The 26,772-nt window shown below is 52.9% G+C and carries 20 protein-coding genes; 11 read left to right on the top strand and 9 right to left on the bottom strand.

Features of this window, described 5'->3' with window-relative positions:
* The first annotated feature begins 51 nt into the window (after window positions 1–51).
* From CG67_RS09325 to CG67_RS09310, 4 genes are all read left to right on the top strand, one after another.
* Window positions 52–852 (top strand): PTS mannose/fructose/sorbose transporter subunit IIC, encoded by an 801-nt coding sequence (locus CG67_RS09325; protein WP_025902680.1) that lies wholly within the window; start codon window positions 52–54, stop codon window positions 850–852.
* Between the two features lie 12 nt (window positions 853–864).
* The gene (locus tag CG67_RS09320) at window positions 865–1,713 is read left to right on the top strand and encodes a PTS mannose transporter subunit IID (RefSeq protein ID WP_038024755.1); all 849 of its coding nucleotides are present in this window, start codon (window positions 865–867) and stop codon (window positions 1,711–1,713) included.
* A gap of 50 nt (window positions 1,714–1,763) precedes the next feature.
* Entirely contained in the window at window positions 1,764–2,225 is a 462-nt protein-coding gene (locus CG67_RS09315; protein WP_025902678.1) for a DUF986 family protein, read from the top strand.
* Window positions 2,226–2,400: 175 nt separating this feature from the next.
* Window positions 2,401–3,567 (top strand): nucleotide sugar dehydrogenase, encoded by a 1,167-nt coding sequence (locus tag CG67_RS09310; protein ID WP_025902677.1) that lies wholly within the window; start codon window positions 2,401–2,403, stop codon window positions 3,565–3,567.
* 395 nt (window positions 3,568–3,962) lie between these two features.
* Here the strand turns inward: CG67_RS09310 and rfbA are convergent, their stop codons facing one another.
* The 6 genes from rfbA to CG67_RS09280 all read right to left on the bottom strand — a co-directional run bounded on the left by rfbA (window position 3,963) and on the right by CG67_RS09280 (window position 9,580).
* Window positions 3,963–4,832, bottom strand: a complete 870-nt coding sequence (gene rfbA / locus CG67_RS09305; RefSeq protein ID WP_025902676.1) for a glucose-1-phosphate thymidylyltransferase RfbA — start codon at window positions 4,830–4,832, stop codon at window positions 3,963–3,965.
* A 13-nt stretch (window positions 4,833–4,845) separates the two neighbouring features.
* Window positions 4,846–5,916: a dTDP-glucose 4,6-dehydratase gene (gene rfbB, locus CG67_RS09300; RefSeq protein WP_025902675.1), complete on the bottom strand. Its 1,071-nt coding sequence runs from the start codon at window positions 5,914–5,916 to the stop codon at window positions 4,846–4,848.
* Between the two features lie 333 nt (window positions 5,917–6,249).
* The gene (locus CG67_RS09295; RefSeq protein ID WP_025902674.1) at window positions 6,250–7,641 is read right to left on the bottom strand and encodes a 6-phospho-beta-glucosidase; all 1,392 of its coding nucleotides are present in this window, start codon (window positions 7,639–7,641) and stop codon (window positions 6,250–6,252) included.
* A complete protein-coding gene (locus CG67_RS09290; RefSeq protein WP_025902673.1) occupies window positions 7,641–7,976 on the bottom strand; it encodes a PTS lactose/cellobiose transporter subunit IIA in 336 nt (111 codons plus the stop codon). Before CG67_RS09290 ends, CG67_RS09295 begins: the two co-directional genes overlap by 1 nt.
* A 1-nt stretch (window position 7,977) precedes the next feature.
* Entirely contained in the window at window positions 7,978–9,264 is a 1,287-nt protein-coding gene (locus tag CG67_RS09285; protein ID WP_025902672.1) for a PTS sugar transporter subunit IIC, read from the bottom strand.
* A 16-nt stretch (window positions 9,265–9,280) separates the two neighbouring features.
* The gene (locus CG67_RS09280; RefSeq protein ID WP_025902671.1) at window positions 9,281–9,580 is read right to left on the bottom strand and encodes a PTS sugar transporter subunit IIB; all 300 of its coding nucleotides are present in this window, start codon (window positions 9,578–9,580) and stop codon (window positions 9,281–9,283) included.
* A gap of 481 nt (window positions 9,581–10,061) precedes the next feature.
* Between CG67_RS09280 and CG67_RS09275 the strand changes: the two genes are divergently transcribed.
* On the top strand, window positions 10,062–11,228 hold the full coding sequence (locus CG67_RS09275; protein ID WP_025902670.1) for an MFS transporter: 1,167 nt from the start codon (window positions 10,062–10,064) through the stop codon (window positions 11,226–11,228).
* Window positions 11,229–11,234: 6 nt separating this feature from the next.
* Here the strand turns inward: CG67_RS09275 and CG67_RS09270 are convergent, their stop codons facing one another.
* On the bottom strand, window positions 11,235–12,161 hold the full coding sequence (locus CG67_RS09270) for a LysR family transcriptional regulator (protein WP_025902669.1): 927 nt from the start codon (window positions 12,159–12,161) through the stop codon (window positions 11,235–11,237).
* A 100-nt stretch (window positions 12,162–12,261) separates the two neighbouring features.
* A complete protein-coding gene (locus CG67_RS09265; RefSeq protein WP_025902668.1) occupies window positions 12,262–12,750 on the bottom strand; it encodes a nuclear transport factor 2 family protein in 489 nt (162 codons plus the stop codon).
* 275 nt (window positions 12,751–13,025) lie between these two features.
* Between CG67_RS09265 and lysA the strand changes: the two genes are divergently transcribed.
* Window positions 13,026–14,291: a diaminopimelate decarboxylase gene (lysA, locus tag CG67_RS09260; protein ID WP_025902667.1), complete on the top strand. Its 1,266-nt coding sequence runs from the start codon at window positions 13,026–13,028 to the stop codon at window positions 14,289–14,291.
* A gap of 19 nt (window positions 14,292–14,310) precedes the next feature.
* Here lysA and galR read toward each other — a convergent pair whose 3' ends face one another.
* The gene (gene galR, locus CG67_RS09255; protein ID WP_025902666.1) at window positions 14,311–15,321 is read right to left on the bottom strand and encodes an HTH-type transcriptional regulator GalR; all 1,011 of its coding nucleotides are present in this window, start codon (window positions 15,319–15,321) and stop codon (window positions 14,311–14,313) included.
* Between the two features lie 510 nt (window positions 15,322–15,831).
* Between galR and CG67_RS09245 the strand changes: the two genes are divergently transcribed.
* From CG67_RS09245 to CG67_RS09225, 5 genes are all read left to right on the top strand, one after another.
* Complete coding sequence (locus CG67_RS09245) at window positions 15,832–17,565, top strand: penicillin-binding transpeptidase domain-containing protein (protein WP_025902664.1); 1,734 nt, start codon at window positions 15,832–15,834, stop codon at window positions 17,563–17,565.
* Between the two features lie 254 nt (window positions 17,566–17,819).
* Complete coding sequence (locus CG67_RS09240) at window positions 17,820–19,058, top strand: efflux RND transporter periplasmic adaptor subunit (RefSeq protein ID WP_025902663.1); 1,239 nt, start codon at window positions 17,820–17,822, stop codon at window positions 19,056–19,058.
* Window positions 19,058–22,234, top strand: coding sequence for a multidrug efflux RND transporter permease subunit (locus CG67_RS09235; RefSeq protein WP_025902662.1), 3,177 nt, complete (start codon window positions 19,058–19,060; stop codon window positions 22,232–22,234). The genes CG67_RS09240 and CG67_RS09235 overlap by 1 nt, the downstream gene beginning before the upstream one ends.
* On the top strand, window positions 22,231–25,332 hold the full coding sequence (locus CG67_RS09230; RefSeq protein WP_025902661.1) for an efflux RND transporter permease subunit: 3,102 nt from the start codon (window positions 22,231–22,233) through the stop codon (window positions 25,330–25,332). Before CG67_RS09235 ends, CG67_RS09230 begins: the two co-directional genes overlap by 4 nt.
* A 3-nt stretch (window positions 25,333–25,335) precedes the next feature.
* Window positions 25,336–26,769, top strand: a complete 1,434-nt coding sequence (locus CG67_RS09225) for an efflux transporter outer membrane subunit (protein WP_025902660.1) — start codon at window positions 25,336–25,338, stop codon at window positions 26,767–26,769.
* The last annotated feature ends 3 nt before the right edge of the window (window positions 26,770–26,772 follow it).

The following is a 26,772-nucleotide window of genomic DNA, read 5'->3' as shown; positions in this document are numbered from 1 at the left end:
TCGACTGTCGCCGCTGCCATCGGGTCAGATTAACCTCACAGGAGAAGTACAATGGAGATCACCACACTTCAGATTGTACTGATATTCATCGTAGCCTGTATTGCCGGTATGGAATCGATACTTGATGAGTTTCAGTTTCACCGTCCACTGGTGGCCTGCACCTTAGTCGGTCTGGTCCTCGGTGATATGAAAACAGGGATTATTATCGGCGGTACCCTGGAAATTATCGCTCTGGGCTGGATGAATATTGGTGCGGCCGTTGCCCCGGATGCTGCCCTGGCATCCATTGTCTCAACCATCCTGGTGATTGCCGGGCATCAAGGGATCGGGACCGCTATTGCACTGGCCATTCCTCTGGCTGCCGCCGGACAGGTGTTAACCATTGTCGTACGCACCATTACTGTCGGCTTCCAGCATGCGGCAGATAAAGTCGCCACTAGCGGGAACCTGACGGCATTGTCCTGGATACATGTCTCGGCATTACTGCTGCAGGCAATGCGTATCGCTATCCCTGCCGTGATTGTTGCCATTTCTGTAGGCACCAGCGAAGTACAGAGTCTGCTGGACTCGCTCCCTGAAGAGGTGACCAACGGGCTGAATATCGCCGGTGGCATGATAGTGGTCGTTGGTTACGCTATGGTAATCAATATGATGCGTGCAGGCTACCTGATGCCTTTCTTCTATCTGGGGTTTGTCACCGCCGCCTTCACCAGCTTCAACCTGGTGGCTCTGGGGGTTATTGGTGCAGTGATGGCTATTCTCTATATCCAGCTTAGCCCGAAATATAATCGCTCTGCTGCAGCGCCTGCCGCCGCACCGGGCCGTAATGACCTTGATAATGAACTCGACTAAGAGGTGAGAAAAATGGTTGATTCAACTCGTCCGACAGTTAAAAAACTCACCCCCGGGGATATTCGTGGTGTATTTATCCGTTCGAATCTGTTTCAGGGATCCTGGAACTTTGAACGAATGCAGGCTCTGGGGTTCTGTTTTTCAATGGTACCGGCTATCCGTCGCCTGTATCCCGAAAACAATGAGGAACGGCGCCAGGCGATTAAACGTCATCTGGAATTCTTTAACACCCATCCGTATGTCGCCGCGCCGGTACTGGGCGTGACACTGGCCATGGAGGAGCAGCGTGCGAACGGGGCGCCAATCGATGATGGTGCGATCAACGGTATTAAAGTCGGTCTGATGGGGCCGCTGGCCGGGGTGGGTGACCCTATCTATTGGGGAACCGTACGTCCGGTCTTTGCCGCACTGGGGGCCGGTATTGCCATGAATGGCAGCCTGCTCGGGCCGTTATTGTTCTTTATTCTGTTCAATGCCGTCCGTCTGCTGACCCGGTATTACGGAGTGGCCTATGGTTACCGCAAAGGGGTAGATATTGTTAAGGATATGGGCGGCGGATTTCTGCAGAAACTGACCGAAGGAGCCTCGATACTCGGGCTGTTTGTGATGGGAGCATTGGTTAATACATGGACCCATGTGAATATTCCGCTGGTCGTTTCTACCGTCACAGACCAGACCGGGGTTGAAAAGGTCACTACCGTACAGACGATACTGGATCAGTTAATGCCGGGGCTGGTGCCTCTACTGCTGACCTTCGGCTGCATGTGGCTGCTGCGTAAGAAAGTTAATCCGTTATGGATAATTATCGGCTTCTTCTTTATCGGTATTGCCGGTTATCGCATCGGCCTGCTCGGGGTGTAATTGAGTACTCATCCGGGGGCAGAAAGCCCCCGTTTTTTCAGGAGTCACCTATGTCTCTGACTGATGCTGTAATATTACTGTTCACTGTCTGCCTGATGTGCTGGTTGCTCTTTGAGCAGGTGGTCACCGGCTGGCTGAAAGGAAAAACGCTGCTCAGGATCAGTCTGTTACGCGCTAAGGCTACCGACGGCATGATTTTTATCGTGCTGGTGGCTATTCTTCTCTATAACAATGCCGTCTCTGCCGGAAGTCCGTTGACCAGCTGGTTGCTTTCGTTGCTGTTGCTGTGTGGTATTTATCTGGTCTGGCTGCGGCGACCGTTATTGTTACTTAAACCTGAAGGCCTGTGGTACGGCGCGATCTATATTTCTTATGCACGAATTCAGCAGCTGAATTTGTCTGATGACGGTGTTCTGGTACTCGGTCTGGGAGCGCGTAACCTTTTGATCCGCGTCAGGGATATTGACTCTCTGGAACAGATTTATCAGACATTGAGTACCCTGCGGGCCTGAACCAGGGGAAGAGTATTTGGCCGGATGGCACGAAACCTCACTGCTATGATTATGAATAAAAACGTATGATTTGTTTGGTAGTTGTCGCGCCGGACGGCACAATAGCTATTATTTCGCTCTGCAGTAAGAGTGCAGAGCCTGGCAGCGTCATGCTTACTCAATGGACTTATGTACTATGAAAATTGCAATTGCCGGTACCGGCTATGTAGGGCTTTCGAATGGTATTCTGCTTGCACAGCACAATGAAGTGGTCGCATTAGATATCGATCAGGCTAAAGTCGATAAACTGAATCAGAAAATTTCCCCGATTGTTGACCATGAAATCGAGCACTACCTGGCGACGCGTGAACTTAACTTTACTGCTACTACGGATAAGCAACAGGCTTACCAGGGCGCAGATTTTGTGATTGTCGCTACCCCCACGGACTACGATCCTGTCAGTAACTACTTCAATACCAAAAGTGTTGAATCTGTCATTGCTGACGTGCTGGCGACTAATCCGCAGGCAACCATCGTCATCAAGTCAACCATCCCGGTTGGTTTCACCCGCGATCTGAAAAAACGTCTCGGGACAGATAATATTATTTTCTCTCCGGAGTTTTTACGTGAAGGCCGTGCGCTGTACGATAACCTTTATCCGTCACGCATTGTCGTCGGCAGCCAGTCGCCTGAAGGTAAAACCTTTGCTGAATTGCTGGTGGCCGGGGCCGAAAAAGAAGATATTGCGGTATTGTTTACCGACGATACCGAAGCAGAAGCTATTAAGTTGTTTGCTAATACCTATCTGGCATTGCGTATTTCTTACTTTAATGAACTGGATAGCTATGCCGAACACCATGGCCTGAATAGCCGACAGATTATTGAAGGTATTGGCCTGGACCCGCGTATCGGCAGCCACTACAACAACCCGTCCTTCGGTTATGGCGGTTACTGCCTGCCGAAAGATACCAAGCAGTTGCTGGCAAACTATCAGAATGTCCCGAACAATATTATCAATGCCATTGTGGATGCGAACCGCACCCGTAAAGATTTTATTGCCGAAAGTATCCTGAAGCGTAAGCCTAAAAAAGTCGGGATTTACCGTCTGGTGATGAAAGCCGGATCCGATAATTTCCGTGCATCCGCAGTCCAGGGGATTATGAAACGCCTGAAGTCCAAAGGGGTTGAGGTGATGGTCTATGAGCCAGTCCTGAACGAGCCTTTGTTCTTTAATTCCCCGGTCACTCATGATGTGAACGAGCTAAAGCAGCAGTGTGACGTTATTATTGCTAACCGTCTGGTGGACGAGCTGAAAGATGTCAGCGATAAAGTCTACACCCGCGATCTGTTTGGTAACGACTAACCGTTTTTAATACAGGCCCGCTCACTCCGGGCCTGTAAGCGGTAAGGGCAAAGGTAAGCACCCATCGAAAACATAATCGATGGAAATATGATTCATTCCTGCACAACTCTCGTTGGCTGTGATTGCCAGATTTTTATCCCTTCAGTATTACGGCGCTTGCATGCTGAGATTCGCCGCTATAAATGAAGTTATTAATGCTGAATTATGGTTTTATATTTCCTGTCGTCGTTTTAATCCGGTAAGGGGCGTGGTATCCGGTAGATAGCGATTTACAGCACCAAAAATCTACAGGCCAGACCAGACGAAACATATAACCGAAACTCGTGATTTCCTGTGAGGCTGGTACTCACCCGGCGGAAATCAGTGGGTGATCTGTATTTTTATGTTAAGAGGGCTTAATGGCTGTTGATCAATTGTGAGAGATAATAGCCATAGCCCGTTTTCTCTAATCTCCTGGCCTGCTCTGCCACCTGTTGCATGGAAAGCCAGCCATTGCGGTAGGCAATTTCTTCCAGGCAAGCAACTTTAAAGCCCTGACGTTCTTCAATAGTATGGATAAATTGTGAAGCATCGAGCAGGCTTTCATGTGTACCGGTATCCAGCCATGCAAAGCCTCTTCCCAGGCGCTCCACATTCAGTAAACCGGCTTCCAGATACATCTGGTTAATAGTGGTAATTTCCAGCTCACCGCGAGCAGAAGGCTTAACCTGTTTAGCCATATCCACAACCTGAGTATCATAGAAATAAAGTCCGGTGACGGCCCAGTTCGAGCGAGGTACTTGCGGTTTTTCCTCAAGCGATAAAGCGACAGTATTATCATCGAATTCAACAACACCATATCGCTGAGGGTCCTTAACCTGATAACCGAATACTGTAGCGCCATGGTTTCTTGCGGCCACATTCAGTAATTTACTGCCAAATCCCTGACCGAAAAATATATTATCGCCAAGCACCAGAGAACAGCATTCCTTTCCGATAAATTCTTCGCCAATCAGAAATGCTTCAGCCACACCCGCGGGGCGTGATTGTACCCTGTAACTAATATTAATACCGAAGGTAGTACCATCGCCTAAGAGTCGACGAAAAGATCCTATATCTTCCGGAGTGGTAATGACCAAAATATCCCTGATACCGGAAAGCATAAGCACCGAGATAGGATAATAGATCATGGGCTTGTCGTAGACAGGCAATAGCTGCTTTGATATTCCTTGTGTTATAGGATAGAGCCTGCTTCCAGTGCCACCGGCCAGTACAATTCCTTTCATTATTTTACCCTTATCATTTAGTGACGAACTGCTGCCGCTGCCAGCCATCATTTTTTGCCTGTACACTCTGCCACCAGCGTTGATTTTCCAGATACCACATTACTGTCTTACGTAAGCCGGTTTCAAAAGTTTCAATTGCTACCCAATCGGTCTCTGTGAGTATTTTTGTAGCATCAATGGCATAACGCTTGTCGTGTCCGGGCCGATCCGCAACAAATGTGATGAGATCACTATAAGCTGATATTCCCGCAGGCTTAGCCGGATGTAACTCTTCCAGTAACCGACAGATGTGCCGGACAACGTCCAGATTAGTCAGTTCATTACTGCCACCTATATTATAGGTTTCCCCGGGATTGGCGTGAGTGATGACTTCCCAAAGCGCCCTGGCGTGATCTTCTACATATAACCAGTCCCTGATTTGTTGTCCGTTGCCATATACAGGTATGGGTTTACCCATTAATGCATTAATGATAGCGAGTGGTATTAGCTTCTCCGGATAATGATACGGACCATAGTTATTTGAACAATTCGTCACAATAACAGGCAGGCCGTATGTTTTCCCCCAGGCTCTGACCAGATGGTCACTGGCAGCTTTAGAGGCCGAATAAGGACTGCTTGGTGCATAAGGAGTATCTTCGCGGAAGAAATCATTGCAGCTATGCAGGTCACCATAGACTTCATCGGTTGATATATGATGAAAAATGAATTTTTCGCCAGCCAGTGTTCGGTTATGTTGCAGATAGTGGCGAGTCGCTTCCAGCAGATGATAAGTACCCAGAATGTTGGTATTAATAAACTCAGCCGGACCATCAATGGAACGATCGACATGGCTTTCAGCGGCAAGATGCATAATGGCATCCGGCTGGAAATACTCAAATAATCGATCCAGCCCGGGGCGATCACAGATATCCAGATGCTGAAAGCAGAAACGTTCGTTACTTTCAACGGTAGCCAGAGAGTCCATATTGCCTGCATAAGTGAGGCTATCGACAATGGTTACATGGGCGGTTGTATTTTGAATGATGTGGCGAACAACTGCCGAGCCGATGAATCCTGCACCGCCAGTAACAATAATTTTCATAATAATAGGTTCACTTAATACAGAGGTATGACACTTAAAACCGATACCAGTAACTAAAGCTCTGCTTACCCACTACGGCATACGATTATCTGACCCGATAAACTTCATGGGTTATTCTCCCATACTATTGAGAAATTACCTGCATTTATCCGGTCAAAAAAAATCCGGTAGCGACCGGGAGCCCGGAGAGCCGTACACATTTTAGCGTGATAACGAAAACACTGATTATCAGAATAGGCCGTATTTTCGTTGTTAAGTGATGCTATGACTTATTGACGAAAAAGAGATGGCATGAGGTGGCGACTCCCCGAAAAGAGCCGCCGGAGGGAGTGGCGATTATTTCTGATGCAGTTTACGATCCGCCAGTAACTGATCAACATACTGCGTATCGGCAGGTTGTTCCGCCTCTATCCGGGCGATAGTGTCGGCGAACTGTGGCAGGTATTTTTTATGTGCGTACAGTAACTGATCCAGAACCTGTTTTGCGGTTTCCCCGGCGCGGATCAGCGGGTTAATGGTAAATGCATGCAACGCTGCACCGTAGTCGCCATTGACTGCGGCTTCAATCACGGTCTGTTCCATGGCCTTCATCACCTGCAACATACCACGCGCAGCCGGCGGGAATGTGCCCCAGTTAAGTGGCTCAGCCCCGTGAGAGGTGATCACTGCAGTCACTTCGGCAATGCTGTCGTAAGGCAAATCGGTCAGAGCACCGTTGTTACGGGTACTGACCACCATCATTTTACGGCTGTCATTATGGATAGACTCAATCAGGTCACAGGCCGCATCACTGTAATGGGCACCTCCGCGCTGAGCGAGTTCTTCCGGTTTTTCCTTCAGATCAGGATTTTTATACAGCTCAAACAAGCGGTTCTCTGTCTCTTTTACCACTTCTGCACGGGTCGCATACGCTTTGAAATCTGTGACTGAATGCGCCAGCATCTGCTCTTCCAGATAGTAGTAACGGTGATAACCGCAAGGCAGAATAGAAAGATGGCGCACCAGCTCCGGATAGAAAGGGATCTGATGAATATTGGTCAGCCCTTCATTTTGCATATGCTGACCATAAATAGCATCAATCAGTACCCGGGTTTGCTCTTTTCCGTGGCGATCCCAGACGCGATGCCAGTGGAAGTGATTGAGTCCGGCAAATTTAAAAAATAACGATTCTTCAGGCTGATTGAGAATTTTTTTCGCCTGCTCGATATGGCTGAACGGAACATTACACAGGCCGATAGTTTTTTCCCAATGCCCGTAGCGGATAGCTGCTTCAGTGACCATACCGGCCGGGTTAGTAAAGTTCACCAGCCAGGCCTCCGGGCACTGTTCACGCATATCTTTGATAATGTCCAGAATGACCGGGATGGTACGAAAGGCTTTCAGGATCCCGCCCGCACCGTTGGTTTCCTGTCCCAGATAACCGTGTGATAGCGGAATACATTCATCTTTTTGCCGGGCTTCCAGTAAGCCAACCCGGAACTGCGTGGTAACAAAGTCGGCGTCTTTCAGTGCGGCTTTCCGATCCAGGGTCAGGCGGATTTGCCAGTTCAGGCCGGCGGCTTCGACCATGCGGCGGGCCATTTCACCGACAATCTGTAGCTTTTCTTTACCGTCTTCAATATCTACCAGCCAGATCTCGGTAATGGGCAATTTTTTCTGGCGCAGAATCAAACCTTCAATCAGTTCCGGGGTATAACTGGAACCTCCTCCGATAGTGACAATTTTCATCAGGCATCCTTACTCTGTGAGGTGAGTGAATTAAACTTCCGGTACAGGCAGACGAGCTCCTCAGCCATTTCGCGGCATAGCATGGCATTCATAATATGGTCCTGAGCATGAACCATAATCAGGCTGACAGGGATTTTTCCGCAGCCTTCATCTTCTCCTATCATTCGGGTCTGAGCGTTATGGCACTCCCGGGCGGCATCGTCCGATTGCTTTAATAAGGGCGGTACATTGTCCCATTCACCGTTACGTGCCGCACGGATCGCCTCCATCGCACAGGACTTTGCTTCTCCGGCACTGATGATTAAGCTGATGAGCATCTCTTCATCGATTTCCATATCACTCCTCCGGGTCAGATTCTGCCGCGAGCAGGCTGCGCTCGTAGATCTTATAAAACGGGTAGTAGATCACTGCGGAGATAACGATCAACAGGATCACCAGTAATGCTGCATTGATATTCCAGCCGGCAGCCCATGCCGCACCTATCGGGGCGGGGGCGGTCCAGGGCACCAGTGAGACAATATGCTCCACCAGGCCATATTTAATGGCGAACCAGGCCAGGATGCCGTTCACCATCGGGCTGAGGATAAAGGGAATGAAAAACAGGGTATTCATAACAATCGGGGAGCCGAAAATCACCGGTTCATTAATATTGAAGATGGCCGGAACCAGCGAGATTTTCCCGATAGAGCGCAGGTGGGCAGATTTACTGCGCAGATACAGCAGGACCAGGCCAATGGTGGCACCGGAGCCTCCGAATAAAATAAAGAAGGCCCAGAACGGCTCAACAAAAATACGCTCCGGCGGAATGCCGCTGGCCATATTCATCTGATTCAGGCCAATGTTAGTCAGCCAGAAGGCCTGGAAAACGCCGCCGACGATGCTGGCCCCGTGGATACCGGCAAACCAGAGCACATGGCAGATAACCACCGCCAGGATCACCGCCGGTAATGAGTCCGAGGCGGAAAGCAGCGGACTGAATACCGCCATGATGGCCTGCGGGATAAGCATGCCGCTCAAAGACTGTACGCCGAGGCTGACGGGAAACAGCACAATCAGCATCAGGGCCATCGGGATCAACTGATTAAACGACTTACGAATATTATCCGGCACCTGTTCAGGTAAACGGATACCGATATCCTTCAGGACCAGCAGACGCGAGATTTCGGTAATAATGATGGCGACGATGATCGCGGTGAAAATACCGGTTCCGCCGAGAAACTGCCCCGCCATAACGCCCTCTGCCATCGGGCAACAGAGCAGCATAAAAGCGGCCAGAGCCAGCAAGGCAATATTCAATCCTTCCAGCTTATAATGGCGGGCCAGGCAATAGGCGATAGCCGGGCAGATATACACCGAAATAATGCCCATCGTCATATTATAGGGCGTCAGTAATTGTTCTTTATATTCGCTGGCAAACCACAGCCAGCCACGGGCAATAAAAAACGTATTACCTTCTGTAAATGGCGGGTAGGCAAAGATCAGAACAAAAGAACCTATAATCATAAATGGCATGACGGTAATAAATCCGTCACGGATAGCCATAATATGGCGCTGGGAAGAGAGTTTTGCCGCCAGAGGCAGCATAAACTTTTCCAGCGAGCCGAAAATTTTGTTTATATCCATATTACCCCCGGGTGCATTACATGGCTAAGGCGGATTCCAGGACTTTATCACCGCGCATCATTCCGTAATCCATCGTGTTGATTACCGCGACCGGGATATTCAGGGGGGAAAGTTTTTCTTCAATATCAGAAAGTTTATATTTTATCTGTGGCCCGAGCAGGCAACAGTCACAGTGGTGGATATGGTCTTCCAGCTCATTGATACTGATGGCATTGATTTCTACTGCCAGGTGATTTTCGCTGGCATACTTCTGCATGCGAGCCACCAGCATGCTGGTGGACATTCCGGCCGCACAACACAGTAAGATTCTTTTCATGGTGATTTCCCTGTCGTAGTTAATTTCATCCTGAACAAAAAAGACAACGCCTCTTTTATACCTCAGGGCAGGGATGAATATTGTGCGGGTAATCACATCGAATGAGAATGAACGCTGTGGGTAAATTAAACTTCTGCAGAAAGATCGCGTCAGCGGGTGTTATTAACACTATTAGTAAAATGCACCGGTAATACATTCCGTATTTTGGTTAATTACGATGCTGGCTGAATAATATCGTAATTTCTCCGGGGGTAAACTATAAAGGATGATAACGTAATCCCCCGTCGGCACCCGGGGATAAACGTGATTATTACCGCGTAATTATTGCGTTCAGTACAATAATCCTTTGCATTTTTTGCTATTTGTCTTACCTGACGCCTGTGCTTTACTTAACGAATAATAATTTTATCTCTCTCAGTTCAGCTATCGGCCATGTTTTAGTTTTCGTGCGCTGAACCCATTACCTGTTACAGGAGTCATTATGCCCGTCGCTTTGCTGGCTTTGGCACTCAGTGCCTTTGCCATTGGTACGACTGAATTTGTCATTATGGGATTACTGCCGGATGTTGCCGCTAACCTGCATGTGTCTATTCCTTCTGCAGGCTGGCTGATCAGTGGTTATGCTCTCGGTGTCGCTATCGGTGCACCGGTGATGGCAATGCTGACGGCCAGGCTGCCGCGTAAGCGAACCTTACTGCTGCTGATGCTGATTTTTATTCTCGGGAACCTGCTATGTGCTACCGCGTCAGGTTACTCTTTCCTGATGCTGGCCAGAGTGGTGACTGCACTCTGTCACGGAGCCTTCTTCGGTATTGGTGCCGTGGTAGCGTCGCGACTGGTCGCACCGGAACGGCAGGCGTCGGCGGTGGCATTGATGTTCACCGGGCTGACCCTGGCGAATGTCTTAGGGGTACCTCTGGGCACCTGGTTTGGTCAGTTATATGGCTGGCGAGCCACCTTTTGGGCTGTCAGTGGTATTGGTCTGCTGGCGTTTATTGCGCTGATGATCAGCCTGCCGGTAGATAAAGATGAAAAGCCGGTTTCTCTGATGCGTGAGGTCCGGGCCCTTAATAACGGTAAGCTATGGCTTTCTCTGCTGACGACCGTCTGGTTCTCGGCGGCGATGTTTGCTCTGTTCAGCTATATCGCACCGATGCTGATACATATTACCGGGATCAGCGCAGACGGCGTCAGCTGGACGCTGTTTCTGATGGGGGCAGGCCTGACGCTCGGTAATACCCTGGGAGGCCGGCTGGCCGATCGTAAGCTTTCGTTAAGCCTTCTGCTGAGTTTTAGTTTGCTGACAGTATTTTCGTTGCTATTCCGCTGGAGCAGCGGAGAGATTTTACTGGCGGAAATCACACTATTCCTCTGGTCGATGGCCGCATTTTCACTGGTACCTGCGTTGCAGATTAACGTGGTCCGTTATGGTCATGATGCCCCGCACCTGGTGTCTACCCTGAATATTTCTGCGTTTAATCTCGGTAACGCGCTGGGGGCCTGGCTGGGCGGTGTAGTGATAGAAAATAGCGCGGGCCTGCGCGGGGTGCCTGTGGCAGCCGCCATCCTGGCCGTGGCGGGGCTGCTGACCACCCTGATTATCTTCCGTGGTGGCTCACGCTCCCCCGGGCCGCAGGCACATCCGTAAACGCTGTCAGTCTGTCTGTAACTGACAGGCTATCTGCCGGACGAATTGTCCGGCTTGTTGCTGCAGGTGGCGGATAAAGGCCCCGGTCAGTGACGAGTCCGGACGGTGCAGCGGGCGGATCAGGCTGACAGTGAAGGGGACGCTGATGCTGAACTTCCGCATAACCACTCCCTGGCCGGCATAATCCAGCGCGGTCAGCGGATTAATGATCGATACCCCGACCCCTGCCTTCACCATGGCACAGACCGATGCGGCACTGTGTGTCTCCATCCGTAACTGCCGGCTGATATTATGCTCGCGGAACAGCGTGTCCAGTAGCTGACGATAGCTGTCATCCCGCGACAGACTGATAAACGGGAGCCCGGAAAAATCTTCCGGGGCCAGTTGCGGTCGGGCGGCCAGGGGATGACTGGCCGGCAGAACACAGACCTCGTCCACCGTCAGCAGGGGCAGTAGCTCAGTGCCGGCCGGTTGCTGGCAGGTTTCCGTCAGGCCCAGATCATAACGCTGGGCTGACAGCCATTCTTCAAGCAGCGGGGATTCCCGCGGGATAATGTTCATATTTACCCCGGGATAACGTTGCAGAAAAGGCTGGCACAACGAAGGCAGCAGTGACTGACAGAAGGCAGGCAGACAGGCTACCGTCAGCTCGGCCTGGTGGAAATCCCGTAATCCTTCGGCGGTCTCTCTGATGCGCTCCAGGCCATACCAGCTACGCTCGACCTCTTCAAACAAGCGCAGAGCCTGCACGGTCGGCTGTAGCCTGCCGCGCACACGGCTGAACAGCGTGACTTCCAGTTGCTGTTCAAAGCGTGCCAGCTCGCGACTGAGCGTCGGCTGTGATGTATGCAGAAACTCTGCCGCCTGAGTCAGATTGCCACGGGTCATAATGGCATGAAATATTTCAATCTGACGCCAGTTAATTTTTTGCATTCCCTGTTTACCTTATCCGCCCTGCACCCGGGGTTTAGCGGGTGCAGGGCCTCTTTGTTCGCGTTTCTCTGCCGGTAAGGCAGGGCAGAAAAACGGCTTATCAGAACATTGTGTTGTTATTGGCCGCAGTTGCCGGCACATCCTGCACCGAATCCCAGTGCTCTGTAATTTTTCCGTCTTTCACGCGGAAAATATCGACGATAGCCCGCCCGCGATCATCAGGATTGCGCACGGAATGTACCCGTAAAAAGACACGATCGCCGTAAGTGGCGTACTGACTGATCACGGAGTGTGCGTGCGGATTCGCTTTAAAATAGCCGGCAAAATAGTGCACAAAAGGCGCACGGCCATCCGGCACATGGGGATTATGCTGGATATACCCGGCCGAGAGGTCTCTGTCGGCGGCGCTGAGATCATGGTCATTAAAGAACTGATTATAAAAGTGATAGACCAGTTGCAGATTCCGGTTTTCCTGTGCCAGGTTTCTGGCCGGACTCTGGTCAGAGGGCGGCGGAAAAGGCTGGCTGGCGGCGGCCAGTGTGCTGGCAGAGCAGAACAAACCTGCTGCCAGAAGCAGTGCTTTCTTCATCAATTTCTCTCCTGTCCGGGGGGCGGTAACCGCAGAAAATAACGGTCCGTGTACATTACAGGGTAATCGATAACCGTCAAATGTGTGAGGAAGCGGGCGGTTCTGTAAGCCGCGCTTTCTGTCATCCCCGTTAATGGCTGTCAGGTGACAACCGGCACGGGTGCACACGGTCATATAATGTATATCAAAAATGAATAGGTTAAAGATAAATTGATATTTTTCAATATGGATTCCCTGTGGCTTACTGGAGGCTATCGTACAGGAGATATGAAATTATGCCGCGCCCGTTAGCCACCACTGAAACTGCATTAAACCAGAAAAATCTGCTGCCTCTGGCACAGCAATATACCGGTCCTTTCTGGGCCTATGATGCCGATGTCATCCTGCAGCAGATTGAAAAACTGCGTGATTTTGATGTCATCCGTTTTGCTCAGAAAGCCTGCTCCAATATTCATATCCTGCGACTGATGCATGCTGCGGGTGTCAAAGTGGATTCGGTCTCGCTGGGTGAAATCGAAAGGGCGCTGGTGGCAGGCTTTCAGCCGGAAGGTGACGATATTGTTTTCACCGCCGATGTGCTGGATAACAGCGTACTGCAGCGGGTGGCAGAACTGAAAATAGCGGTTAATGCCGGGTCTGTTGATATGCTGCACCAGCTGGCGGAAGTGTCGCCCGGGCACCGTGTCTGGCTTCGTATTAACCCGGGCTTTGGTCACGGACATAGCCAGAAAACGAATACCGGCGGTGAAAACAGCAAACATGGTATCTGGTATCAGGAGCTGGGGCAGGCGTTACAGGTGGTCCGTGACCGCGGGTTAACCCTCGCCGGGCTGCATATGCATATCGGTTCCGGGGTGGATTATCAGCACCTGCAGCAGGTCTGTGATGCCATGGTCGGCCAGGTCACAGAAAGCGGGGCAGATATTCCTGCCATCTCTGCCGGTGGCGGGCTTTCCGTTCCCTACCGTTACGGTGAAGATGAAATTGATACCCGGCACTATTTCAGCCTGTGGGATACGGCGCGTCAGCGTATTGCCAGCCACCTTGGGCATCCGGTAAAACTGGAAATTGAGCCGGGCCGTTTCCTGGTGGCGCAATCCGGAGTACTGGTCAGCCAGGTGCGGGCGGTAAAAGCTATGGGCAGCCGGCATTTTGTACTGGTCGATGCCGGGTTCAGTGACCTGATGCGACCGGCCATGTACGGTTCTTACCATGAAATCTCAGTCATGCCGGCAGATAACCGTGCGCCGGAAACCAATACGCTTCAGGACACCGTGGTTGCCGGCCCGTTATGTGAGTCCGGGGATGTGTTTACCCAGCTTGAAGGCGGGACCATCGCCCCACGGCCACTGCCCGCAGCCCGGGTCGGGGATTATCTGGTATTTCATGATACCGGGGCGTACGGGGCTTCCATGTCTTCCGGTTATAACAGCCGTCCGCTGATCCCCGAACTGATGTTTGAAGGTGGTCAGGTGCGTGAAATTCGCCGCGCGCAGACCATTGATGAGTTACTGGCGTTAGAACTGGATGCCGGCGTCTGACCTGCCGTCGCCGGGCGCTTCAGCCCGGCGGATTATACTGTGCCACTGAATGACGGATCACCAGTGTCGGATGGAACAGGTGTGTCACCGCAGGCAGGGGCTGACGTTTGGATAAAGCCAGAGCCAGGGTGGCAGCCTGCTGTGCCATCGTCACTACCGGATAGCGGATAGTGGTCAGCCGTGGCCGCACATACCGGCTGACCAGTACATCATCAAAACCCATCAGCGACATCTGCTGTGGCACAGGAATACAGTTATCGTTTAATGCCGCCAGCGCACCGGCCGCCATCGAATCGTTATAACAGGCGACAGCACTGAACGTCTTTCCTTGCGCCAGCAGACTGATCATCGCCTTTTCGCCTCCGGTTTCATCCGGCTCACCGAATGCGACCCGTTGCGGATCCTGTGGGATCTGATGGTCATTCAGTGCCCGGTAGTAACCTTCCAGCCGGTCACCGGCATCTGAAATCGCATGGTCCGAGCAGATAAACGCAATATTTTGGTGCCCCTGTTGGATCAGATGGCGGGTTGCCAGCCAGCTACCGTAGTTATCATCCAGCGCGATACAGCGTGATTCAAAGCCGGGCAGGGTGCGGTTGATCAGAACAATGCCGGGGATTTGGCGCATTAACCCGGCCAGCTCATCATCCGGTATCTTTTTGACATGTAAGACCAGTGCTTCACACTGATGGCGGATCAGTTGCTGTATCGCGAGCCTTTCCTGCTGCTCATTATGATAACCGTTGCCGATCAGCAGAAAGTTGCCGGTCTGACTGGCGACCTCATCGACCGCTTTCACCATGGCACCAAAAAACGGATCAGCCACATCCGCGACGATCAGGCCAATCGTTGCGGTGGTCTGTTGTGCCAGAGCCCGTGCATTGGCATTGGGCTGATAATGCAGTTGCTGCATCGCCGCATGGACGGCCTGACGTGAGGCTTCACTGGCTTTCGGAGAATGGTTTAAAACACGGGAAACAGTCGCGACTGAAACACCGGCAAGTCTGGCAACATCCTTTATGGTAGCCATTCAGTTGTGTCCGGGGGGAGAGTGACATATCCGGGGAGTGTTACGGAAAACGTCGCGAACTGCAAGCCGCAGAGCGGTCTGCGGGCCGATATCGCCCAAATTGCTTCCGTCAGTGGCTTTTCAGGCCGTCGGGCGGGGGGGACGTTCAGAGCGCCGTGGCATTTCGGCAGGTTAAATTTTAAATAGCTGCTTACATTTTGCGGAGAATAGTTGCGTTTATAGGGTGGTGGCTTGAGGCGCTTACCTGGTAAATTAACTGTCCCAGAGGTATTGATGGGTGAACATCAAAGTTTTTGATTACACCAGCCTGCGCGGAAGCGCAGGTTTTTTTTTGCACGAATGCTTTTTTTTTACCGCACATCCCCATTTTTCCCGACCGCCTGATATGCTATCACTGTTCTGTGATAACGGACTATTACCAACTGATACACACTTTAGCTGTGATCCTGCGGGTAAATTCATTATAAAACATCGTCAGATCGACTTATTTTATTAATTCAGCGGATTGTTATGCCCCGGATAAAAAAGATGCTGGGTAAAGACCAGATCAACAAAACCTTTAACCCTTTCCGATTTCGCCTGGTGTGCCTTGGTGTCGTGAGTTGTCTGGCTTTTCTGCTGTTGCGGGTCGGTGATCTACAGCTGCTTGACCATCCTATGCTGGAGCGTGAAGCTGACCAGCGTTCATTACGTACCGTGATCCTGCCGACGAACCGCGGAACCCTGCTCGACCGCAATGGCGATGCGCTGGCGCTGAGTGTGCCGTCACGTGACATTATTGCCGATCCTCTGAAAGTCCTTGAAGCAAACCCTGATTTCTATGGTGCGAAGTGGAACTATCTGGCGTCTGCGCTGGACATGCGTCCGGAAGAACTGGCGGCCGAAATCACCGCCAACCCGAAAAAACGTTTTCTCTATCTGGGGCGTAAAGTTGAACTGGGCATCGCCAAGGATATTTCGCAGTTACATCTGGCGGGGATTTCCTCGGTGTACGATGACAGTCGCTTCTATCCGATGGGGGATGCCGCGGCACCGCTGATTGGTATTGTCGGGGCCGATAACAGCGGTCTTAACGGTATAGAAAGGAGCTTCGATAAGATCCTGCAAGGGGAGCCGGGTAAAGAGAAATACCGCCAGGATCGCCACGGTAATATCATTTCGATGATCAGTTACCAGCCCCCCTCTCAGCCACCGAACGTGCAGTTGAGTATTGATAAATTTATCCAGTACACCATGTACAGCAAGCTGCGCGAAGGGGTCTTACTGAATAAAGCCGACTCCGGCGCCGCCGTCATGGTCAGAGTCGATACCGGCGAAGTGCTGGGTATGGCCTCTTATCCGTCGTATAACCCGAACAACTACGATGATGCCACCCCGGTACAGATGCGTAACGTGGCGATTAACGATAGCTTTGAGCCCGGCTCCACGGTGAAACCGCTGGTGGTGATGGAAGGGTTACAACGCCATCTGGTACGTCCGGATTCGGTGATTGATACCACGCCCTATGTGGTTAACGGCCACCTGATCCGCGATGTCGGTCACTGGCCACGTCTGACCATGACCGGGATCCTGCAGAAGTCCAGTGATATCGGCGTGTCGCACATTGCCCTGGCGATGCCTGCTGACGTGTTGGTGAATACTTACCGCTCCTTCGGTCTGGGCCGGCCGACCGACCTGGGACTGACCGGCGAAAGTACCGGGTATTTTCCGCTGCATCGTCAGCGCTGGGCAGATATCGAACGTGCCACCTTTGCTTTCGGCTATGGTCTGCGTGTGACGCCGTTACAGATGGCGCGTGAATATGCGACCCTCGGCTCCTTCGGCATCTATCGTCCGTTATCTATCACCAAAGTCACCCCGCCGGTGGAAGGCACCCGGGTCGCGGATGACGATGTGGTACGCAGTGTCGTCCATATGATGGAAAGTGATGCGCTGCCCGGAGGGTCCGGTGTCCGTGCGGCCGTTCCCGGATACCGTCTGGCCATAAAAACCGGTACGGCGGAGAAAATGGGGTCCAACGGTAAATATGACGGCGGGTATATTAACTATACGGCCGGTGTCGCGCCGGCCAGTCATCCGGTTGTGGCACTGGTGATTATGGTTAACCATCCGACAGCGGGTGCTCACTTTGGCGGGTCGGTGGCAGCTCCGGTTTTCGGGAATATTATGGGGCCGGTGCTTAAATATCTGAACGTTCCGCCGGATGCATTGTACACCACCAATACCTCTCAAACGACACCCTGACTCTTCGCGCAGCCCCTCTGCACCGCCCCTGGTGCAGAGAGGGGCCGTCACCCGACACGTCGAAAATTTATCTTTTTTATCACCGTCACTCCCCGGTGACGGGCGGCTTCCGACACTTTTTAACACAAACCTTACGCTTTGACGGTAGAAATATATCGTCACTGTTGTCAATAATAGGGCAAGTAACATCAATGCCGCTGCACAAAGAGACCACTCTTTGCAGTGCCCCATTTCTCTGATAACCACAAAATCTGATGACAAATAACACTGAAAAAAACGTTCGAAATCACTGGCTGAGATGGCTTCTGGCAGGTGTTTTCTGTTTGATTATTGCCGGGGTTATCTGGCGGGTCTGGTTCTCCGGAAGCAGCGGCGGTATGCCCGGGCCGGGAGGTCATCGCATGGGAATGCATGGCGGGGGCAGTGCCACGCTGGTTCATGCCGGTACCGCGACGCAGGCGAATGTGCCTGTTTACCTGAGTTCACCGGGAACCGCGGTGCCGAATGCCAGTGTTACCGTCACCAGCCGTGTCGACGGCCAGCTGGATAAAGTCTATTTCACCGAAGGTCAGAAAGTGACGGCAGGGCAGTTACTGGCACAAATTGATGACCGTACTTATCAGGCGACTCTGCAGCAATATGAGGGGGCGCTGACCCAAAATAAAGCCCTGCTGACCAGCGCCAGGCTGACACTCGCTCGCTACCGTAAGCTATATGCTGAGGATTCCCTGTCACGGCAGGATCTGGAAAGCCAGATGGCGACGGTCGGGCAGTACACCGGGGCGATTCAGGAAGATGAAGCACAGATTAATAGTGCAAAAATTAATATCAGCTATTCACGTATTACTGCGCCGGTCAGTGGTCGTGTCGGCCTGCGTCTGGTCGACCCCGGCAATATGGTGACGGCATCCAGTACTGCACTGGTCACCATTACGCAGATGCAGCCTGCCGCCGTCACCTTCAGCGTACCGCAAAGTAATATTCCGCAACTGGTCAAAACGCTGCATCACGGCGAAGCGTTGCCTGCGACCGCCTTCGATCAGAACTACAGCACCGTACTTGCACAGGGTGAAGTACGGTTTATGAGTAACGAAATTGATACCAGTACGGGTAGCGTGGAGCTGAAAGCGATGTTCCCGAATACGGATGAAGCGCTGTTTGCTAACCAGTTTGTTAACCTGCGTCTGCAGACCGAAGTGCTGAACAATGCGACGGTGATCCCGGCCGAGGCCTTACAGATCAGCAGTGATGGCAGCTTTGTCTTTGTGATCAACGCCGACGATACGGTGACCCGCCGTAGTGTGACCCCCGGCCCGGCCTATGGCAGTGATCAGCAGGCCATCCTGAGCGGAGTGACACCCGGGGAGCGGCTGGTCACCGAAGGTATCGACAGACTGACCACCGGTGCCAAAGTCTCGGTCGTGGATAGCAGTGAAGCCCGGGCGGCTGCCGGGGCTCCTTCAGACAAAGAGCGTTCACAGGCGAAGAATTAATGAATCCCTCCCGGCTATTTATACAACGACCGGTCGCCACCATATTACTGATGGTTGGCATACTGCTTTCCGGTATTTTTGCTTACCGGTTTTTGTCAGTGTCTGCGTTGCCACAGGTCGATTATCCTACCATTCAGGTGACTACACTCTATCCGGGGGCAAGCCCGGATGTCATGTCCACGTCCATCACCGCGCCGCTGGAACGTAATTTAGGTGAGATGAGTGGCCTGAGTCAGATGACCTCCGAAAGCTCCGGAGGCTCTTCGGTGATCACTCTGCGTTTCGGGCTGGATATTTCACTGGATGTGGCGGAGCAGGAAGTGCAGGCCGCTATTAATACGGCAAACAGCCTGTTACCGGGGGATTTGCCTAATCCGCCGACCTATAAAAAAGTGAACCCGGCCGATACGGCGGTGATCACTCTGTCGGCAACCTCAGACACGATGCCACTGACCCGGGTTCAGGATCTGGTTAATACCCGTGTTGCTCTGAAACTGTCACAAATCAGCGGGGTAGGGCTGGTGACGCTGGCCGGAGGGAATCAGCCCGCCATCCGTATCCAGCTGAACCCGCAGGCCCTGGCGGCACATAATCTGACGTTTTCGGATGTGGATACCCTGATCAATAACAGCAACGTCAATGGCTCAAAAGGAGGCTTTGACGGCAAGTATCACTCGGTGACCATCGATGCCAATGATCAGCTGAAAACGCCGCAGGAATACGGCAATCTCATCCTGACCTGGCAAAACGGTGCGGCATTGCGCCTGAAAGATATCGCGACTATCACGCAGGGGGCAGAAAACCGCTTTCAGTCGGCCTGGGCGGATCGTCAGCCGGCAATTATCCTCAGCGTGCAGCGCCAGCCCGGCGCGAATGTGATTCAGGTGGTCGACAGTATTAAAGCCCAACTCCCGGCGCTGCAGGCAGCCCTGCCGGATGGCGTTAAACTGAACGTTATTTCTGACCGTACCCAGACTATCCGTGCTTCTATCAGTGATGTTCAGTTTGAGCTGATGTTGTCGATAGCCCTGGTGGTGATGGTGACCTTTCTGTTCCTGCGTAATCTGTCTGCGACGCTGATCCCGAGTGTGGCGGTGCCGTTGTCACTGGTCGGAACCTTCGGTGTGATGTACCTGCTGGACTTCAGCCTGAACAATCTGTCACTGATGGCACTCACCATTGCGACCGGTTTTGTGATTGATGATGCCATCGTGATGGTCGAGAATATTTCCAGGCGCCTGGAAGAGGGGGAATCACCGTTAGAAGCTGCCCTGAAAGGCGCTCAGCAGATCGGCTTTACCCTTATCTCGCTGACGTTTTCTCTGATTGCGGTATTGATCCCGCTGCTGTTTATGGGGGATGTGGTCGGGCGCTTATTCAGGGAGTTCGCCATTACCCTGGCGGTCTCTATTCTGGTGTCGCTGGTGGTTTCTCTGACCCTGACACCGATGTTATGTGCGTATTTACTTCGTCATGTCCCGGAAGAGAAACAGTCCCGCTTCTCCCGTAAAGTGGGGGCCGGTTTTGACCGTATTATCCGCGGTTATGACCGTCTGCTGAATGTGGTACTCAACCACCAGAAAATTACGTTATGGGTTGCGGTGGCGACATTCGCACTGACGGCCCTGCTCTATGTACTGGTGCCTAAAGGGTTTTTCCCGCCGCAGGACACCGGGCTGATTGAAGGTACCACTATTGCTTCGCAGGATGTCTCTTTCCAGGAAATGGCGCGGCGTCAGCAGGCACTGGCGGCGATAGTGCTGAAAAACCCGTCTGTGGAGTCGCTGAGCTCTACTATCGGTATTGACGGGACGAATACCAGCCTGAACAGTGGTCGTCTGCAAATTAACCTGAAACCTTTCTCAGAACGTAGCGACAGTGGCGATGAGATTGTCAAACAGTTGCAACAGGCAGCTCATCAGGTGCCCGGTATCAGTCTGTATATGCAACAGGCGCAGGATCTGACCGTCAATGATCAGGTCACACCCAGTCAGTATCAGTTTACGCTGGCCTCACTGGACAGCGAACAGTTGGTGAAATGGACACCGCAACTGATTGCCGCGATGGCAAAACGTCCGGAATTTAACAGTGTGGTCAGTAACCTGCAGGATCAGGGCCGTATTGCGTACGTTGACCTTGACCGGGATAAAGCGTCACGGCTGGGGATCACCGCTGCGGATGTCGACACTGCACTGTACAGCGCCTTTGGTCAGCGTCTGGTGTCGACCATCTTTACTCAGGCGAACCAGTACCGTGTTGTGCTGGAAGTCGCGCCGGATTATCAGGTCAGTCCGCAATCGCTGGACGATATTTATCTGAAGTCTTCGGTAACTGATACCAGTGATCCTGCCAGCAGTGCTGCTTCCGCCGGCAGCAGCTCAGACACCACCACCACCCGCAGCGGAATGGTGAAGCTGACATCTATTGCCACTATCCATCAGCGGCTCGGGTCCCTGATGAATATGCGTCTGAATCAGTACCCGGCCGTCATGGTCTCCTTTAACCTGAACCAGGGGTACTCGATAGAACAGGGGCAAGAGGCCATTAGTGACATTGTTCAGCAGTTAAACCTGCCGTCATCCATCAATCTGCAGTATCAGGGGGAGGCATCGGCGTTTAAGAGCGCGACGGCCAATACTCTGTGGTTGATCCTGGCCGCACTGCTGACCATGTACCTGGTGCTCGGCATTCTCTATGAGAGCTTTATCCACCCGGTCACTATCCTGTCGACGCTGCCTTCGGCCGCGATCGGTGCACTGCTGGCATTGCTGCTGACCGGAACGGAGTTCAGTCTGATAGCCCTTATCGGTGTCATCCTGCTGATTGGTATCGTGAAAAAGAATGCCATTATGATGATCGACTTTGCACTCGAAGCCGAAAATAAACAGCATTTGTCCCCGCGGGAGGCGATACATCAGGCCTGTCTGCTGCGTTTCCGCCCGATACTGATGACGACCATGGCCGCATTACTCGGGGCGTTACCTCTGATGCTGGCATCGGGCTCCGGAGCGGAATTACGTCAGCCGATGGGGCTTGTGATCGTGGGTGGTCTGATTGTCAGCCAGGTACTGACGCTGTTCTCCACCCCGGTGATTTATCTCTGGTTTGACGGATTATCACAGCGTGGCAAACGCTTTATCAAACGTCGCCGTGATGCCGCACGGAGGGAGTCATGAGTATTACCCGGCTGTTTATCTTCCGGCCGGTTGCAACCGTTTTGCTGACGCTGGCAATTCTGTTGCTGGGGGCGCTGGGGTACCGGCTTTTGCCGGTCGCTCCGCTACCCCAGGTCGACTTTCCGACCATTATGGTCAGTGCCAGCCTGCCTGGTGCCAGCCCTGAAACGATGGCGGCGACCGTCGCCACCCCGCTGGAACGTGCGCTGGGGGAAATCGCCGATATAACCGAAATGACGTCCAGGAGCTCTCAGGGCTCCACAACGATCATTCTGCAGTTTTCTCTGGACAGGAATATCAACGGTGCTGCGCGGGATGTGCAGGCGGCCATTAACGCGGCCCGTAGTTTACTGCCGAGCAGTATGCCCTCAATGCCGACTTACCGGAAAGCTAACCCGTCAGATGCGCCGATAGTGATGATGGCCCTGACCTCTTCCACGCGTCCGCCCGGAGAGTTATATGACCTCGCCGAAAGTAAGATAGAGCAGGTGGTATCGCAGGTGCAGGGAGTAGGTGAGGTTTCCCTGATGGGGAGTGCATTACCGGCGGTCCGTATTGATCTGCAACCGGAAAAGCTGACGCAGTACGGGATCTCGCTGGACACTGTCAGAACGGCGGTGGCCAACAGCACCACAAATCTGCCGAAAGGGATACTGGAAGGGAAAAACTTCTCCTGGTCTATCGACAGTAACGGTCAGCTGGAGAGTGCCGACCGCTACCGTAACCTGATCATTCTCTACCGGAATGGCAAAGCCGTACGCTTACATGATGTCGCCACCGTCTACGATGGTGTGCAGGATAAGTACAGCGCCGGTTTTCTGAACGGTAAACCGGCGGTAATGATTGGTGTGACCCGCCAGGCCGGTGCCAATATGCTGAAGACTATCGATGCCATTAAGGCACAGCTACCGGCAATGCGGGCCTCAATTCCGGCAGACACCAGTCTGCAGTTGGTGGTTGACCGGGCCCCGCTGGTGCGGGCTTCTCTGTACGATACCGAAGAGACTCTGTTGACGGCCGTATTGCTGGTGATTGCGGTGGTCTTTGTTTTCCTGCGTAACTGGCGGGCGGTCGTTATACCGGCACTGGCATTACCGGTCTCGTTGATCGGGACCTGCATGGTGATGTACCTGCTCGGATACAGCCTGGATAACCTTTCCCTGATGGCGCTGATTATCGCCACCGGGTTCGTGGTGGATGATGCGATAGTGGTGCTGGAAAACATTATGCGCCATATCGAATCGGGGCTGGGGCCGGTACGGGCTGCTGTCCGCGGGGCACAGGAGGTCAGCTTTACTGTTTTATCGATGACCATCTCGCTGATTGCGGTCTTTATTCCTATTCTGCTGATGGGCAGTATTGTCGGTCGTCTGTTCCGTGAATTTGCGGTAACCCTCAGTATCTCGCTGGTCATTTCGATGTTTGTCTCGCTCAGCCTGACGCCAATGCTGTGCGCCCGTTTGCTTAAGCGTCATCCTCCGGAGACACAGCCGCCACATCCGGTATTTCGCTGGATAGAAAAACAGCTTAACCGGCTGTCTGCCGCTTACGGCCGCGGGCTGACCTGGGTGATGGCACACCAGAAACTGACCATGATCAGTTTGTTGCTGACGGTACTGCTGAATCTGTTTCTTTATTCGGTGGTTCAGAAAGGCTTCTTCCCGAACCAGGACACCGGGTTACTGATGGGCATGGCGCGTGCTGACCAGAATATCTCTTTCCAGGCGATGAAACCGAAAGTTGCCGAGTTTACCCGGATTATCCGCTCAGACCCGGCGGTAGAAAGTGTGATGTCCTCAATGGGCGGCGGTATGTTCGGGTCACGTAATACAGCGAATTTCTTTGTCCGGCTGAAGGATTTCGACAAACGGAAAGGGAACGCCACCGAAATCGCCAACCGGCTGAGTATGAAAGCCAGTCATGTGGCCGGAGCTCAGTTATTCCTGATGGCGGCCCAGGACTTACATATTGGCGGACGCAGTGCAAATGCGACCTATCAATACAGTCTGCAGGCCGATAACCTGGACCTGTTACGCACCTGGACACCGAAAGTGGCGGCTGCATTACGGGCTATCCCGCAGTTAACCGACGTGGATTCGGACTCCCAAACCGGTGGCCAGGAAGTGATGATCGATATCGACCGTGATCGGGCCAGCCGCTTAGGCGTAAATGTAAATATGCTGGATACGTTGCTGAATAATGCGTTCGCCCAGCGCCAGATAGCGACCATTTACAAAACGCTGAACCAGTATCATGTGGTGATGATGCTGCAAAGTGATCAAACCAGTGACCCGGAGGAGCTGCAAAAACTGTTCGTCATTAACAACAGTGGTGACCGCGTCCCCCTGTCAGCCTTTGCCAGTTTCCGTGGCGGCAACGCGCCGCTAACGGTCAACCATCAGGGGCAGTCGGCCACCAGTACACTGGCCTTTAACCTGGCGGACGGGGCCTCACTGGAAGAAGCCCGGGCCGCGATTAATCAGGCGATGGCGAAAATCGGTCTGCCGGATACGATCCAGGCCGGTTTCCAGGGGACGGCTGCGGCATTTACCCAATTGACGGCCACCATGCCGTGGCTGATTGCTGCAGCGCTGGCTGCCGTGTATATCGTGCTGGGTATGCTCTATGAAAGTTATATTCATCCGCTGACTATTCTCTCGACCCTGCCCTCGGCGGGCGTAGGGGCCTTGCTGCTGCTGATCCTCACCAATACCCAGCTAACGGTGATTTCACTGATCGGTATTGTGCTGCTGATTGGTATCGTAAAGAAAAATGCCATTATGATGATCGACTTTGCGCTGGATGCAGAACGTAAACAGGGGCTTAGCCCGCAGGATGCCATCACGGAGGCCTGTGTTAAACGTTTCCGCCCTATCATGATGACCACGCTGGCGGCTTTCTTCGGTGCACTTCCTCTGGCGCTTGGCAGCGGCGGGGATGCGGATCTGCGCAGTCCGCTGGGCATGGCGATTGCCGGCGGTCTGGCGCTTAGCCAGTTGCTGACCCTTTTTACCACCCCGGTGGTCTATCTGTGGCTGGACCGGCTGAGCCGCGCCACAAAACGACAATGGCACCGCCTGCGGGCCTCAGGATCCTGATAGATGAAAACAGTAAAAAAACTTACCCCGATCTGCCTGGTATTGCTGCTCAGTGGCTGTATGGTCGGCCCGGACTATCATCGTCCGTCGGCAGATGTGCCGATACATTTTAAAGAAGCCAAAGGCTGGCAGCAGGCAACGCCACAGGATGCCGAACCGAAAGGGGAGTGGTGGCGGAGTTTTAACGACCCGGTGCTGAATCAGTTGATGCCGCAGGTGGCGATTTCCAACCAGAATATCGCCATGTATGCCGCACAGTATCGTGAAGCCCGCGCACTGTCCGCAGCATCGAAAGCGGCGCTGTTCCCATCGCTGAGTGTCGATGGCAGCTCGACGCGCGCGGCCAGTCATACGAATGGCAGTTCCCCGGTGCAGAGTATTGCTGACAGTCATTCCGCACGGCTGACCGCCAGCTGGGAAGTGGATCTCTGGGGCAGTCTGCGTCGCCAGCGGGAAGAAGACCGGGCCAATGCCTCGGCGAGTGCGGCGGAGCTTGCCAATGCCACGCTCAGCGCACAGTCTGAACTGGCACAGGATTATTTCCAGTTGCGGATTATGGATGAAAGGATTGCCCTCTATAAGCAGAGTATTGCCGCGTATGAAGGCTACCTGCGGGTGATTAATAATAAATACCTGGCGGGCACTGAGGATCGCGGTACGCTGGCACAGGCACAGATGCAGCTGGCCAGTACCCGTTCAACGGCGCTGGATTATCAGTGGCAGCGTGCGCAGCTGGAACATGCGATTGCCTTGCTGATCGGTAAAACACCGTCGCAGTTCTCGCTGCCGGCGGCCCCGTTTACCGCGACATTACCGGCCATCCCGGTCAGTCTGCCGGGGAGCCTGTTACAACGACGTCCGGATATCGCCTATGCTGAGCGTAATGTGGCCGCGGCTAACGCAGCGGTCGGAGTGGCGATTGCCGGTTATTATCCGGACCTGACGTTGTCTGCCAGCGGCGGCTTTACGTCCAGCGTATTGCATAATCTGTTCTCGCTGCCTGAACGGGTCTGGTCGCTGGGACCGGAACTGAGCGGGACGGTACTGGACTTCGGGGCGACCTCAGCGAAAGTTGAACAGGCCCGTGCCTCTTATGATGCCAGTGTGGCCACCTATCGCCAGACCGTACTGACGGCGATACAGGATGTGGAAAATAACCTGGTCGAGCTGAATACCCTGAACGACGAAATTGCGGCTCAGAAAGCTGCCAGTGATGCGGCGGCTGAGTCTGCCAGAGTGACCCGCAATCAGTATAATGCCGGGATGATTGACTACCTTGACGTGGCGACCACCGAAAACAGCAGCCTCAGTGCCCGCCAGAGTTTACTGGGGCTACAGAGCACCCAATGGGCGACCAGTGTGGCACTGATTGCTGCCCTCGGCGGGGGCTGGAGCACCTCTGAATTACCGGATGCCCCGGCCGGCAACAGCCAGTAATTT

It is taken from the genome of Tatumella sp. UCD-D_suzukii, assembly GCF_000611875.2.
Taxonomy (GTDB): domain Bacteria; phylum Pseudomonadota; class Gammaproteobacteria; order Enterobacterales; family Enterobacteriaceae; genus Tatumella; species Tatumella ptyseos.
Note: the sequence above shows the minus strand (reverse complement) of the source record. Positions and strands in the feature narration are given on the sequence as shown.

What these genes read in the sequence shown, in the direction of transcription:
- CG67_RS09290 (WP_025902673.1), bottom strand. Translation starts at nt 7,976, where the DNA reads ATGGAAATCGATGAAGAGATGCTCATCAGCTTAATCATCAGTGCCGGA.
- galR (WP_025902666.1), bottom strand. Translation starts at nt 15,321, where the DNA reads ATGGCTACCATAAAGGATGTTGCCAGACTTGCCGGTGTTTCAGTCGCG.
- CG67_RS09280 (WP_025902671.1), bottom strand. Translation starts at nt 9,580, where the DNA reads ATGAAAAGAATCTTACTGTGTTGTGCGGCCGGAATGTCCACCAGCATG.
- CG67_RS09325 (WP_025902680.1), top strand. Translation starts at nt 52, where the DNA reads ATGGAGATCACCACACTTCAGATTGTACTGATATTCATCGTAGCCTGT.
- CG67_RS09270 (WP_025902669.1), bottom strand. Translation starts at nt 12,161, where the DNA reads ATGCAAAAAATTAACTGGCGTCAGATTGAAATATTTCATGCCATTATG.
- CG67_RS09240 (WP_025902663.1), top strand. Translation starts at nt 17,820, where the DNA reads ATGACAAATAACACTGAAAAAAACGTTCGAAATCACTGGCTGAGATGG.
- lysA (WP_025902667.1), top strand. Translation starts at nt 13,026, where the DNA reads ATGCCGCGCCCGTTAGCCACCACTGAAACTGCATTAAACCAGAAAAAT.
- CG67_RS09265 (WP_025902668.1), bottom strand. Translation starts at nt 12,750, where the DNA reads ATGAAGAAAGCACTGCTTCTGGCAGCAGGTTTGTTCTGCTCTGCCAGC.
- CG67_RS09230 (WP_025902661.1), top strand. Translation starts at nt 22,231, where the DNA reads ATGAGTATTACCCGGCTGTTTATCTTCCGGCCGGTTGCAACCGTTTTG.
- CG67_RS09295 (WP_025902674.1), bottom strand. Translation starts at nt 7,641, where the DNA reads ATGAAAATTGTCACTATCGGAGGAGGTTCCAGTTATACCCCGGAACTG.
- CG67_RS09275 (WP_025902670.1), top strand. Translation starts at nt 10,062, where the DNA reads ATGCCCGTCGCTTTGCTGGCTTTGGCACTCAGTGCCTTTGCCATTGGT.
- CG67_RS09320 (WP_038024755.1), top strand. Translation starts at nt 865, where the DNA reads ATGGTTGATTCAACTCGTCCGACAGTTAAAAAACTCACCCCCGGGGAT.
- CG67_RS09285 (WP_025902672.1), bottom strand. Translation starts at nt 9,264, where the DNA reads ATGGATATAAACAAAATTTTCGGCTCGCTGGAAAAGTTTATGCTGCCT.
- CG67_RS09225 (WP_025902660.1), top strand. Translation starts at nt 25,336, where the DNA reads ATGAAAACAGTAAAAAAACTTACCCCGATCTGCCTGGTATTGCTGCTC.
- CG67_RS09235 (WP_025902662.1), top strand. Translation starts at nt 19,058, where the DNA reads ATGAATCCCTCCCGGCTATTTATACAACGACCGGTCGCCACCATATTA.
- CG67_RS09315 (WP_025902678.1), top strand. Translation starts at nt 1,764, where the DNA reads ATGTCTCTGACTGATGCTGTAATATTACTGTTCACTGTCTGCCTGATG.
- CG67_RS09310 (WP_025902677.1), top strand. Translation starts at nt 2,401, where the DNA reads ATGAAAATTGCAATTGCCGGTACCGGCTATGTAGGGCTTTCGAATGGT.
- CG67_RS09245 (WP_025902664.1), top strand. Translation starts at nt 15,832, where the DNA reads ATGCCCCGGATAAAAAAGATGCTGGGTAAAGACCAGATCAACAAAACC.
- rfbA (WP_025902676.1), bottom strand. Translation starts at nt 4,832, where the DNA reads ATGAAAGGAATTGTACTGGCCGGTGGCACTGGAAGCAGGCTCTATCCT.